Origin of the sequence: Chryseobacterium sp. 2TAF14, from assembly GCF_052115105.1 — a bacterium.
Lineage (GTDB): Bacteria > Bacteroidota > Bacteroidia > Flavobacteriales > Weeksellaceae > Chryseobacterium.
Map to the genome: position 1 here is coordinate 1 of NZ_JBFRGA010000092.1, position 13,052 is coordinate 13,052.

Annotated in this window: 9 protein-coding genes; 5 read left to right on the forward strand and 4 right to left on the reverse strand. The window is 34.9% G+C overall.

From position 1 onward, the window contains the following. Nucleotides 1-66 precede the first annotated feature (66 nt). Entirely contained in the window at nucleotides 67-876 is an 810-nt protein-coding gene (metQ, locus tag AB4Y90_RS10940) for a methionine ABC transporter substrate-binding lipoprotein MetQ (protein ID WP_441557592.1), read from the forward strand. A gap of 475 nt (nucleotides 877-1,351) precedes the next feature. Continuing rightward, nucleotides 1,352-3,613: a glycoside hydrolase family 3 C-terminal domain-containing protein gene (locus AB4Y90_RS10945; protein WP_441557582.1), complete on the forward strand. Its 2,262-nt coding sequence runs from the start codon at nucleotides 1,352-1,354 to the stop codon at nucleotides 3,611-3,613. Nucleotides 3,614-3,991: 378 nt separating this feature from the next. On the opposite strand, the gene msrB is transcribed toward AB4Y90_RS10945, so the two are convergent. The 4 genes from msrB to AB4Y90_RS10965 all read right to left on the reverse strand — a co-directional run bounded on the left by msrB (nucleotide 3,992) and on the right by AB4Y90_RS10965 (nucleotide 6,464). After that, nucleotides 3,992-5,080 (reverse strand): peptide-methionine (R)-S-oxide reductase MsrB, encoded by a 1,089-nt coding sequence (gene msrB, locus AB4Y90_RS10950; protein ID WP_441557583.1) that lies wholly within the window; start codon nucleotides 5,078-5,080, stop codon nucleotides 3,992-3,994. 7 nt (nucleotides 5,081-5,087) lie between these two features. Beyond that, nucleotides 5,088-5,543 (reverse strand): DUF417 family protein, encoded by a 456-nt coding sequence (locus AB4Y90_RS10955; RefSeq protein ID WP_441557584.1) that lies wholly within the window; start codon nucleotides 5,541-5,543, stop codon nucleotides 5,088-5,090. Nucleotides 5,544-5,626: 83 nt separating this feature from the next. Continuing rightward, a complete protein-coding gene (locus AB4Y90_RS10960) occupies nucleotides 5,627-5,899 on the reverse strand; it encodes a hypothetical protein (RefSeq protein WP_441557586.1) in 273 nt (90 codons plus the stop codon). 10 nt (nucleotides 5,900-5,909) lie between these two features. Beyond that, on the reverse strand, nucleotides 5,910-6,464 hold the full coding sequence (locus tag AB4Y90_RS10965) for a sigma-70 family RNA polymerase sigma factor (RefSeq protein WP_441557587.1): 555 nt from the start codon (nucleotides 6,462-6,464) through the stop codon (nucleotides 5,910-5,912). Between the two features lie 277 nt (nucleotides 6,465-6,741). Here AB4Y90_RS10965 and AB4Y90_RS10970 point away from each other — a divergent pair, with 277 nt between their 5' ends. The 3 genes from AB4Y90_RS10970 to AB4Y90_RS10980 are packed head-to-tail and all read left to right on the forward strand — an operon-like array spanning nucleotide 6,742 to nucleotide 12,395. After that, a complete protein-coding gene (locus AB4Y90_RS10970; protein WP_441557588.1) occupies nucleotides 6,742-7,272 on the forward strand; it encodes a hypothetical protein in 531 nt (176 codons plus the stop codon). 48 nt (nucleotides 7,273-7,320) lie between these two features. Continuing rightward, a complete protein-coding gene (gene alaS, locus AB4Y90_RS10975; protein WP_441557589.1) occupies nucleotides 7,321-9,915 on the forward strand; it encodes an alanine--tRNA ligase in 2,595 nt (864 codons plus the stop codon). Further along, nucleotides 9,912-12,395: a DUF5686 family protein gene (locus tag AB4Y90_RS10980; RefSeq protein ID WP_441557590.1), complete on the forward strand. Its 2,484-nt coding sequence runs from the start codon at nucleotides 9,912-9,914 to the stop codon at nucleotides 12,393-12,395. The genes alaS and AB4Y90_RS10980 overlap by 4 nt, the downstream gene beginning before the upstream one ends. The last annotated feature ends 657 nt before the right edge of the window (nucleotides 12,396-13,052 follow it).

Below are 13,052 nucleotides of genomic sequence, written 5' to 3' on the forward strand. Positions count from 1 at the left end.
ATGATAACTAAACAAACACCCAGCTTCCAACAACCAACAACCAACAACAATATAAAACAATTATCAATGAAAAAAATAAAAACTTTAGGATTAGCAGCAGGTTTGCTATTATTCGGAGCATGTAATTCTCCAAAAAAAGATGACCCAAATTTCATCAAAGTAGGAATCACTTCCGGACCTGAGCAAGAAATTGCTGAAACCGCTAAAAAAGTTGCTAAAGAAAAATATAATCTGGAAGTAGAACTCGTTTCTTTCAACGATTACGTTATTCCTAATGAGGCTTTGAATAATGGTGATATTGATGCGAATGCTTTTCAACATGTTCCTTATCTAAACGAACAGTCGAAACAGCGTGGTTACAAACTGGCAGTGATTGGAAATACATTTGTTTATCCAATTGTGGCGTATTCAAAAAAAATAAAAAACATCAGCGAACTTAAGAATGGAAGCACGATCGTTATTCCGAATGATCCTACAAATGGCGGTCGATCTCTCCTGCTTTTACAAAAAAACGGTTTATTAAAATTAAAAGACGGAGTTGGCTTACTACCCAAAGTAACTGATATCGCAGAAAACCCAAAGCAACTGAAAATTCTTGAAATAGAAGCGCCACAATTGCCAAGAGTTTTGGACGATAAAGAAGTGGTAATTGCCATAATCAACAATAATTTTGCCGCTCAAGCCGGATTGGATGCCGACAAAAACGGAATTTTCAAAGAAGATAAAGATTCTTCCTACATGAATGTGGTGGTTTCAAGAGAAGACAATAAAAATACAGATAAAGTGAAAAATTTCCTGAAAGCTTATCAGTCTAAAGAAGTGGAAGATAAGGCAAAAGAGATTTTCAAAGGTGGCGCCGTGAAAGGCTGGGAGTAATAATGTGAAAAGTTAATGGTCAATGGTCAATTTGAATTCGTGTCGATAAAATTCCCCTTCCCTGAAGGGGTGGATTTTTGCGAAAGCAAAAAGACGGGGTAGTTAAAAAATATAAACATTGAATATTGAATATTGAATATTGAACATTGAACCTTAAACCTTGAACCTTTAAGAAATTCTATTATATGCAAACATCGTTTCGGAAACCTTTGCCTCCGGAGCGGTGTTTTTTTATTTAAAATCAAATATATTTTTGTGTGAAATTTTAAAATTGTCCCACAGATTTAACTGATTAGACAGATTTCTTACTTTTATCTACTAAATCTGCATAATTTACAAGAATTTAAAATCTTCAGGATCGAATTCATTATTCACAGAATTAATTAAAGCATATCATTTCTAAAAAAATACATTTTCTCAATTTGAGATAATAAAATTTTTCCTATTTTTGTAAACAATCAATAAAGAGTTTTTTATGTTGAAGAAAACTGTACTTCTAAGTTTGTTTACGCTGATATCTGCCTCTGCTATGGCTCAAAATACGACAGTTCCTGTTTATTTGGATGAATCTAAACCTATTGAGCAGCGAATTCAGGACGCACTTTCAAGAATGACACTGGAAGAAAAAGTGGCTATGCTTCACGCACAGTCAAAATTCAGTTCTCCCGGAGTTCCAAGATTGGGAATTCCTGAATTCTGGACAACAGACGGCCCACACGGAGTTCGCCCTGAAGTAATGTGGGATGAATGGGATCAGGCTGGATGGACCAATGACTCTATTATTGCCTACCCTGCTTTAACAGCTCTATCTGCAACATGGAACAAGAAAATGTCTTGGAACTATGGAAAAGCTTTAGGTGAAGAAGCAAGATACAGAAAAAAAGATATTCTTTTAGGACCTGGAGTAAACATTTACAGAACACCGCTCAACGGAAGAAATTTCGAATACATGGGTGAAGATCCGTATTTGACTTCTAAAATGGTCGTTCCTTACATTCAGGGAGTGCAATCTAACGGAGTGGCAACTTCTGTTAAGCATTTCGCTTTAAACAATCAGGAAATGTTCCGTCATACAAGCAACGTTATTGTTGATGACAGAACGTTGTACGAAATTTATCTTCCGCCATTCAAAGCTGCAGTTACTGAAGGTGATTCTTGGACGATTATGGGAGCTTATGATATGTACAAAGGTCAATACGCAAGCCAAAACAAGTATCTTTTAAACGATATTCTTAAAGGTGAATGGAAATATAAAGGAGTTGTTGTTTCAGACTGGGGTGCAGTAAATAATACTGAACAAGCTATTCATAACGGTCTGGATGTAGAATTCGGAAGCTGGACGAACGGTCTTTCTGCCGGAACCAGAAATGCATACGACAACTATTATTTAGCAAAACCTTATTTAGATTTAATTAAATCAGGAAAAGTAGGAACAAAAGAGCTTGATGATAAAGTGACAAGACTTTTACGTTTAGCCTATAAAACAACAATGAACACCAAAAAACCTTTCGGAAACATCGCTTCAGACGAACACAAAGCGGTAGCGAAAGAAATTGGTGAAGAAGGAATTGTATTGTTGAAAAACGACAAAAATGTACTTCCTATCGACATCAATAAAGCAAAAAGAATTGCAGTGATTGGTGAAAATGCGATCAAAGTAATGACTGTTGGTGGTGGTTCTTCTTCATTAAAAGTAAAGTACGAAACTTTGCCTTTAGACGGAATTAAAGCGAGATTTGGAAAAAATTCTGATGTACAGTATGCAAGAGGCTATGTAGGAGACATCGGTGGTGAGTACAATGGTGTAAAATCTGGTCAGGATTTGAAAGACACCCGTTCTCCGGAAGAATTGTTAAATGAAGCCGTTGAGCTTGCAAAAAAATCAGATTACGTTATTTTCGTTGGCGGATTAAACAAAGCAGATTTTCAGGATAGCGAAGGAAATGACAGAAAAAGCTACGGACTTCCTTACAATCAGGATAATGTAATTTCTGCTTTAGCTAAAGCCAACAAAAATTTTACGGTTGTTTTAATAACCGGAAATGCCGTTGCAATGCCTTGGATTAAAGATGTTCCGTCAATTGTTCAGGGTTGGTATTTAGGTTCTGAAGCCGGAAATTCTATCGCTTCTATTTTGGCAGGTGATGCCAATCCTTCAGGAAAATTGCCGTTTACATTTCCTGTAAAATTAGAAGACAATTCAGCTCATGCAATGGGAGAATATCCCGGAAACAAAGAAGAGTTGGCTGCAGGAAAAGGTAAAGACCAGAAAAACCCGATCAACATAAAATATAACGAAGGAATATTTGTAGGTTATCGTTGGCATGATACCAAAAAGATCAAGCCATTATTCAGCTTCGGTCACGGTTTGAGCTACACCACTTTCGAGTTTGGAAAAGCAAAAGCCGATAAAACAAGCATGAATCAGGATGATAAGATCACCTTCACCGTTACTGTAAAAAATACAGGTAAAAAAGCCGGTGCAGAAGTGGCGCAGTTATATATTTCCGATTTAAAATCATCGGTTGAGCGTCCTGCAAAAGAGCTGAAAGGTTTTGAAAAAGTTTTTTTAAATCCTGGTGAACAAAAAGAAGTGACATTCACGATCGACAAAACGGCTTTAAGCTATTTTGATGCCCAAAAACACGACTGGGTTGCAGAACCGGGAGATTTTGAAGCACAGATCGGAAATTCTTCTGATGCCATCAAAACAAAAGTAAAATTTACGCTTAAGTAAATCCATCAAGAAAAATTAACACGTTTATTTTAATATTTATTAATAAAAATCCACATCATTGCGATGTGGATTTTTTTGTTTCTTATGTTTTTTAGGGAGCTATTTCCCGCTATCACTCATACTCCTCACTCCAAAGTTCTCCAACGCTCAAGCCCTTCAACCCTCCAACTCTTGTTGCGGGGTAACCGTTTCTATCGGGGCTAGAAATCCTTCAATATTTTTTAAATATAAAATCTCAAATTATAAATAACGATATTTTGTGAACTTTTGAAATTCCCAGTTTTTCAATCATTTCTTTTATAACTTTTGCGGTAATTAAAAAAACGTAACAGATTAAAAACCCGTTACGTTTCCAAGATTCGAAAATCTTTCCTTCATTTACTTTTTATTAAGAAGAGAAATATAATCTCCGTATCCTTTTTCCTTCATTTCTTCTTTCGGAATAAACTTCAATGATGCAGAATTGATACAATATCTCAAACCTCCTTTATCTTTCGGGCCATCGTCAAAAACGTGTCCCAAATGCGCATCTCCTGTTTTACTTCTTACCTCAGTTCTCGTCATTCCGATAGAATTATCGGTTTTTTCTTCGATCAGTCTATCAGAAATCGGTTTTGAAAAACTTGGCCATCCGCAACCTGATTCAAATTTATCGGTAGAGATAAATAATGGTTCACCTGTCGTAATATCTACATAAATTCCTTCACGAAATTCTTTGTCGTATGCATTGGTATAAGGTCTTTCCGTTGCATTTTCCTGCGTTACTTTATATTGCTCCGCAGTTAGTTTTTTCTTTAAAACTTCCTTATCCTGCTTTTGATATTTAGCTTTTGGAAGCGGGTTTGCATTTCTTGCCATTTCAAATAATCCCGGCTCGATGTGGCAATAACCTCCCGGATTTTTATCTAAATAATCCTGATGATAAGTTTCTGCACTGTAAAAGTTTTTCAAAGGAATCGTTTCTACTAAAACAGGTTTGCTGTAATTTTTCGCTAATTTCTGAACTTCTGCTTTTACAATCGCCTCAGTTTCTTTATCGGTAGAATAAATTCCGGTTCTGTACTGATCGCCTCTGTCATTCCCTTGTTTATTTAAACTCGTAGGATCAATTGTTTTAAAATAAAGCTCGATCAAAAGCTTAAGGTCAACCTGCTCCGGATCATATTTCACTTTTACCGCTTCGGCAAAACCTGTAGTATGACTTATAACTTCTTCATAAGTAGGATTTTTTTTGTTTCCGTTGGCATACCCCACTTCAGTTCCTACAACGCCTCTGATTTGTTGAAAAAAATGCTCAGTTCCCCAAAAACATCCGCCTGCAAAATAAACTTCTTTTACATTTTTAGCATTCATAATGGTCTCATTTTCTTTTTTAATTGACGAAGATTGTTGTTTTGCATCTCCGCAACTCGTGGCAAAGACTGCAATTCCCAGAATCATTCCGAGAAATGTGAATATATTTTTCATTTTTGTTTTAATATGTGTGTTCATTTTTTCCATTTAAAAGCATTAAACCAAATCCTAAAAGCATCAGATCTTTAAGAATAAAAAAGTCTGTAACAGGAACTCCGTCAACAATATTCCAGACATTCGGCGTTGTAAAGAGGTAACTCAGCGTCACCAAAAAGGTGGCAATCATTCCGATGCCTGCATATTTTTTAAGAGATGCAAATTTCACGCTAAAGATCAGTAACAAAGCAATGATAATTTCTATCACGCCGATTATATTAGAAACCGCTTGTGCGCTCATAATATCATATACGAAAAACGTGAGAAAATGGTTTTCTACCAAAGGTTTTATAGCTGCTGCTTCTGTTGGTGTAAATTTAAATACACCGATCCAGAGTAAAATAATTGCTGCCCCGAAAAGCGAAATATAATAACCGATTTTGTACGTTGGTAAACCTTTGTGTTGTGATGATTGTTGCATTGTTCTTAAAAAATTTTGAATTAATATTTATTATTTTCAAAACCATAGTCGCAACAATCACAAAATCCTGACAATCTTTATTTTTAAAAATCTAACTTTTTGAATATTTTATTTTTAAACTCCTGAATTTCAACATCATTCAATTCATTTTTTTCTTCTTTAGACCATTTATTTTTCAGAATAGAATCTAAAATCTTCAGTTTTTCTTCATAAGCTTTGCACCATTTGCAAATCATAATATGCACCGAAAGCTGCCAGTTTTCTTTTGGTGAAATATTATCTGCATTGCGTTTTTCCATCAGTAAAGTGGCTTTACTGCACGGTAAAAAGAAAATATGAATTATTTTTTTAAACATTTTTTATTTCTTATGATTTTGAAAACCAGTTCATTTCCAGACATTCTCTCAGTTGCATTCTGGATCGTTGCAAGATCTTCCAAAGATTAGTCGTAGAAATATCCAATTCCTGACTTACGTCGGGTGCTTTTTTTTCTTCGAGATAATACATTTTCATCGGGATCTTCCATCTTGAGGGCAAATCTTCAATGCAATCTTCCAGACTTTTATTAAAATCCTGATTGTCGAGAAGTTCAGATTCCTGGTTTGAAACATTCCAGTCATTTAATACCGAATTGTTTTTCCACGAACCGGTTTCGTCAAAAAAATGATCGAGTTTAATGGTCGGTTCAGATTTGTACTTTTTACGGTAAAAATCAGCAACTTTATTATTAAGAATCGTATTGAGCCAGGTTTTGGGCGTGCTTTTTCCTTCAAAAGAATCGTACGATGAAAAAGCAGCAATGAAAACTTCCTGAACGATATCTTCCGCTTCAACAGTATCTGAAAGCAGAAAAATTGCTCTTCTCAGCAACGATTCAGAATACTCTTCTATCCAGTTTTTTAAAGTTTCATTTTTCGTCATTTTTTTGATTGTCTCTTTTCAGATAAAGACGAAGGTAATAAGTTAAACTCAGAAGTCCAAAGTTTTTAATTGAATTATAAACAATGTAAAATCTTATTTTAAAATTAATTAACTTTCAGTTGATTAGAATAATAAATTTGACTTTTTATTTATATTTAAACCAATGATTATCCGAAAGAAAATATATTATGTTCCAGGTTTAATAAGTGCTTTATTAATCCCGATTTTATTTTGGTATTTTGGAAAAAGAAAATTACAAGAACCAATACCAAATGTTATGGATATTGTTACTCCTGCAAAAATTGACAGTACTGAAAAATGGAATTCTGCATTTTCTTTTGAATTATTTAGAAACTGGAATTACAAAAAAATAGTTGTAACACCAAATACGGCTAAATTAAATTCTAATTATTATGTTTCTGAAATTAAAAAAATGCAAAAGAGAAATGTAAAAAACTCCGGAATTGAGTTTATTATTGATAATAAAAATTCATACGGTGATTTTGTCTCTTTGCTCAATGATATGGCAATTGCTAAACATGAAATTTATGGCGTAGATATGGATAAAACAGGGCATATTTTTGCTTTGGTTAATTACAAAAATCCAAACGCAAAAGAAATTGACGAAGAATATGAATGCTTGCTCTGTAATGATGTTATTTATGACGAATATGAACCTTCATTTTTAGACGATTGTCAATTTTATTTACAACAACTTCCCACTGAAGCTTTTTACCTGATTTTCGGATTTTTATTATTCTTAAATATTTCAATGTTCAGTATTAAAGAATCATTCCAAATTCATTAAATTTGCATCTTATCAAAAAATTTGTAAAAAGCAAAGCAATATATCATTATGACATCACAAGAGATCCGTCAGAAATTTTTAGATTATTTTAAAAGCAAAGACCACCTTATCGTACCTTCTGCGCCGATTGTGCTGAAAGACGACCCTACTCTAATGTTTTCCAACTCTGGAATGACGCAGTTCAAAGATTTTTTCTTAGGCTACAAAACGCCGACTGCACCTAGAATTGCCGATACGCAAAAGTGTCTGAGAGTTTCAGGGAAGCATAATGATCTGGATGATGTAGGTAGAGATACGTATCACCACACGATGTTTGAAATGTTGGGGAACTGGTCTTTTGGTGATTATTTCAAAAAAGATGCTATTGCTTTTGCCTGGGAATTGCTGACGGAAGTTTATGGAATTCCAAAAGAGAACCTGTATGTAACGATTTTTGAAGGGGATTCTTCTGAAAATCTTGAAAGAGATCAGGCTGCTTATGATTACTGGAAAGCTTTCATTTCTGAAGACCGAATTATCAACGGAAACAAAAAAGATAACTTCTGGGAAATGGGCGCAAGCGGACCTTGCGGACCTTGTTCTGAAATTCATATTGACCTAAGAACTCCGGAAGAAAAAGCTAAAGTTTCCGGTCTTGAATTGGTAAACAACGATCATCCTCAGGTTGTAGAAGTTTGGAATCTCGTTTTCATGGAATTCAACAGAAAAGCTGATGGAAGTTTAGAAAAATTACCAGCTCAACATGTAGATACGGGAATGGGCTTTGAGCGTCTTTGTATGGCGCTTCAAGGGAAATCTTCAAACTATGATACTGATGTTTTTACACCTTTGATCTCTAAAGTAGAAGAACTTTCGGGTAAAAAATATACAGGAATTTTGGAGGATGAAAAAGACATCGCAATCCGTGTTGTGGTTGACCATATCAGAGCGGTTTCTTTTGCGATTGCAGACGGACAATTGCCATCAAACGGAGGTGCGGGTTACGTGATCAGAAGGATTTTAAGAAGAGGAATTTCTTATTCTTATCGATTCCTGGATATGAAAGAAGCTTTCCTTTACAAACTGGTTGCCGTTCTTCAGGAACAAATGGGAGCATTCTTCCCTGAATTGGAGAAACAAGGAAAATTGGTTTCTGAAGTAATTAAAAGTGAAGAAGAATCTTTCCTTAAAACGATTGAAACCGGGTTAATCAGAGTTGAAAAACTAATTCAGCAAACGATTTCGGAAGACAAAAATGTTTTGCCAACGCAGGAAGTTTTCGAATTGTATGATACTTATGGTTTCCCGGATGATTTAACAAGAATTATCGCTGAAGAAAAAGGTTTAACGATTGATGAAAAAGGTTTTGAACTGGCGTTAAGCGAACAAAAACAACGTTCAAAAGCAGATTCGGCTCAGAAAGTTTACGATTGGGTAACTTTAGAGGAAAGAGAAGAAAACTTCGTTGGTTACGACCAAATTGAAACAGAAACTTATATTACAAGATACAGAAAAGTAGAAAATAAAGACGGAGAATTTTATCAGGTTGTGCTAAGCAACTCCCCTTTCTATCCTGAAGGTGGTGGACAAATCGGTGATAAAGGTGTTCTTGAAAATGCGGTTGAAAGCTTTGAAGTTTTGGAAACTAAAAAAGAAAACGGATTGATTATTTCGTTAATCAACGGACTTCCAAAAGATGCAGGTGCTGTTTTTTACGCTAAAGTAAATGCAAACGAAAGAGAAAATTCTCAGGCCAACCACTCGGCAACACACTTGTTGCACGAAGCTTTGAGAGAAGTTTTGGGAACTCACGTTGAACAAAAAGGTTCTTACGTTGGTCCGGATTATCTGCGTTTTGACTTCTCGCATTTCAATAAAATGACGGAAGAAGAATTGACTTTGGTTGAAGATAAGGTGAATGCAAAAATTAAGGAAAGCATTGCTTTACAGGAGTTCAGAAACATGCCTATTCAGGAGGCTTTTGATAAAGGTGCAACAGGTCTTTTCGGTGAAAAATACGGTGATTATGTGAGAATGATCCAATTTGGAAGTTCAAAAGAGCTTTGTGGTGGAACTCACGTAAAAAATACAAGCGAAATCGGTCATTTTAAAATCAATTCTGAAAGTTCTGCAGCAGCAGGAATCAGAAGGATTGAAGCCATTTCGGGAGACAAATCTGAGGAATATTTCAAAGGTTTAGAAAAGCAGATTACCGAGCTTTCTCTATTGCTGAAATCTAAAGATGTTGTACGTTCTATCGAAAAATTAATCGAAGAAAATGCATCGTTGAAGTCTGAAGTTGACGCTTTGAAAAAAGAAAAAGCAAAAGGCGAAATCGGCGACTGGAAAGGAGCATACGAGCAAAAAGGAGATAAATTACTTTTGGTAAAAAGAACTTCTTTGGATGCAGGTTCAGTGAAAGACATCGTTTTCCAATTAAAGAAAGAAATTCCTACATCCATTACGGTTATTCTTTCAGATGCAGACGGAAAGCCAATGATTACCGTTGGCGTTTCCGATGATTTGGCAGGAATTTATCAGGCTGGAGCATTGATTAAAGATTTAGCAAAAGAAATCCAAGGCGGCGGCGGCGGGAACCCAGGTTTCGCTACAGCCGGAGGAAAAAATCTTGATGGTTTGGAAAACGCTTATCAGACTCAATGACAAAACTTTTATCTCCGTTATTTTTATTTTTTACTGTGTTGTTTTTCGGGCAAACTCAATTGAAAGTTTTCAATAAAACCAACAAAAAACCAATTGAAAATGCAGCTGTTTACTGTGACGACAATCTTTTGGGAAAAACCAATTACGAAGGCATTTTAAATTTTAAAACAAAATGTAAAAAAGTAGAAATTCTTGCCAGCAATTTTGAAGATGCTGTTGTCGATGTAAAAAAATCGATGGATGTTGCAATGCAGCCTTTATCTGAAAAGCAAAGCAACATTGATCGGGTTGTGATTACCGACAAAAGCGACCCGAAAGCTTTGAAAATTTTAGATGAAGTCAATAAAAAGGAAAAAGAAAACTCGCCGAAATCTTTAGAGACTTATAATTTTAAATCTTACACCAAGTTTTCTATCGATGTAGACAAAGATTCAATAGATACTTTTAAAAACTTCCTCGCTTCCAGAAAAGATTCTCTTTCGAAGGTTGATAAAAAAGAATTTAAGCAAAAAGAAAGCGAGAAAAAAGATTCGTTGATTGCAGAAGATTTCATTAACGCTTCAGCAGAAAGCCAGATGTTCCTTTGGGAAAAGGCGACAGAATACAAATATTCACAAAAATTCGGCGAAAAAACCAACATCATCGATAACAGGATGTCGGGTTTTAAAAATCCAATTTATGAAGCTTTGGCGATTAATATTTCTAATCTAAACAGAACTCCACGGCAATTAAGACCTGAAAACAGAAAACTTTTCAACTTTTATATGTCTGATACTTTGCAAATTGACGGAAGAAAAACATACGTTATTAAATTCAAAGAAATCACCGATAAAAAGAAGCAGAATCCCCGAAAATTTAACGGTAAAATTTATATTGATTCTGAAACTTATGCGCTGAAAAAATTTGAAAGCGCAAGTAAAAAAAGAAATGAAGGCGATATCATTTCTGTCTGGAAACCGATTGACGGGAAATGGTTTATGGATTATGAAGACATTAAGCTTAAAATGGGCGACCAGACCTTTAATATTGCAAAGAGAGACAGCATAAAAACCGACAGTTTAAAAAAAGGTGCATACATTAGTGATAAACGGAAATACCATCAGAAAACTTTCGGAAATTATCTTTATGTAAAAAACCGGTTCTTTGATTTTCAACTGAATGAAGCTCAAAAAGCATCAGAATTTAAAGGTTACTCTCTGGAAATGAAAAACTCTGACGGAAGCCTTCTTCAGCAATACAGAACCGACAGTCTTACCGCAAGAGAAAGTGCCACTTATACTCAGATCGATAGTTTTGTACAAAAGCATGATTTCGAAAAAAAACTGGGATTTTTAACCCAATTAATGAGAGGAAATCTACGCTACAAAATCATTGATTTTGACTTGACTAAATTTTTCAGTTACGATAAATACCAAGGTGTTCGATTAGGAGCTGGTGTAAAGCTCAACGAAAAATTCAGCAAAACCTTTTCTCCTGATGGATATTTCGGCTATGGCTTTAAAGATCACACCTGGAAATATGGTCTTGGCTTAGACATGAAATTATCTGATAAAAGAACATCCGTTTTCCGTATTGATTATGTAGACGWTGTTTTTGCAGCCGGAAGATTCAGCAACAATATGTGGGATATGATGATGAAAGTAAACGACCTGAATCTGGATTTACATAATGCCAACTTTTATAAAAATCAAAAATGGGGAGCGTCATTTTTATATGACATTTCGAACTCATTGAGCATGAAAATTGCCGTAAATAAAGAGAAACAGAAAACGCTTTTTAATTATCAATACAAAAATTTAGGATACCGTTTTGATAACGTAAGTACAACTTTATCACTTAAATTTTCACCAAACGATAAAAATATTATGACGCCAAGCGGAAAATATACCTATGAAAAAAGCTTTCCGCAAGTTTATATGAATTTTGAAAAAGGAGTTGACGGACTAGGCGGAGATCTGGATTATTACAGAGCAGATGCGTTAATTATCCACCAATTCAGATCTAAATTAGGCTATACCAATCTGAAACTTTTTGGCGGAATTTCATCAGGAACCGCTCCAATCTGGAAAAACTTTGAAATTGCCGGACAAAATGATAGAAATCCTGATCATTGGTATTCTAATATCAACACTCCAAATAATTTAGCGTTTGCAACAATGCCTTCAGGAACTTTTTTTGCAGATAAATTTATAGCAATTAAAGTTTCACAATATTTACCGTTCAGGTTTAAAACTTTCGGTTCACGATATTCAAACATCGAGCTGGAATACCAATCAGCAATTGGAGACTTCAAAAACAGAGGCGATCACGAATTTGATTTCCAGGTACTCGATCACTATTACCAGGAAGTTGGGATAATCTGGAACAGATTTTTAGGCAGGAATTTCGGCGTTGGATTCTCTTATAGATTAGGGCACTATCAAACTTCACAATTCAAAGATAACTTTGGAATTAAATTGAGGTTCAATGTTTTAAATTAATAAATACTTTTATTTTAAACAAACAATTAATCGTCATTGGCATTTCAAGTTAATGACGATCTTTTGTATATTAAGTGAAGAATGCTGCAATAAGATATTGGAGCAATATAAATACATTCGGTAATAATTAGATTTTTTTCAGGAGCTAATTCCGGCTATCCGCTATTACTCCTCACGCCAAGCTTTTCCATCCTCTATTCCCTTTCCAACTCTCCCACGCAAGTTCCGGGGTAACCGCTTCTATCCGGGCTAAAAGTCTCTCTAATTAAAAAAAAACACCTTCGATTTTCGGCTGATGAGTCCATTATGGTCTATTTTAATTGAAGGAAATTAAAGTTTAAAAATAAAGTTTAAAGTACAGATGAGATAAAGATTAAAACTCTAAAACTTAAAAGCTAAGATTCATTAAAAAGTAAATTATGAGTAAATAATAAGCAAACTTTAAAATACGATTTTAAGCTATGTTTGCGGATAATCTCAGGTGCAATGAGCAAAAAAAATACTCCGCAGGAGTATAACCTTTGTAGCAATTCATATAATCACCGTTAAACCTTTAAGCTCCGGAGGAGCGACACAGCAATCAGGGATTAGGGATTGGTGATTAGTGATTAGTGATTAGTGATTAGTGATTAGTGATTAGTGATTAGTGATTAGTGA

Bases quoted from the DNA above. Each gene is read 5' to 3' on its own strand.
- metQ (WP_441557592.1), top strand. From the start codon at position 67: ATGAAAAAAATAAAAACTTTAGGATTAGCAGCAGGTTTGCTATTATTC.
- AB4Y90_RS10945 (WP_441557582.1), top strand. From the start codon at position 1,352: ATGTTGAAGAAAACTGTACTTCTAAGTTTGTTTACGCTGATATCTGCC.
- msrB (WP_441557583.1), bottom strand. From the start codon at position 5,080: ATGAAAAATATATTCACATTTCTCGGAATGATTCTGGGAATTGCAGTC.
- AB4Y90_RS10955 (WP_441557584.1), bottom strand. From the start codon at position 5,543: ATGCAACAATCATCACAACACAAAGGTTTACCAACGTACAAAATCGGT.
- AB4Y90_RS10960 (WP_441557586.1), bottom strand. From the start codon at position 5,899: ATGTTTAAAAAAATAATTCATATTTTCTTTTTACCGTGCAGTAAAGCC.
- AB4Y90_RS10965 (WP_441557587.1), bottom strand. From the start codon at position 6,464: ATGACGAAAAATGAAACTTTAAAAAACTGGATAGAAGAGTATTCTGAA.
- AB4Y90_RS10970 (WP_441557588.1), top strand. From the start codon at position 6,742: ATGGATATTGTTACTCCTGCAAAAATTGACAGTACTGAAAAATGGAAT.
- alaS (WP_441557589.1), top strand. From the start codon at position 7,321: ATGACATCACAAGAGATCCGTCAGAAATTTTTAGATTATTTTAAAAGC.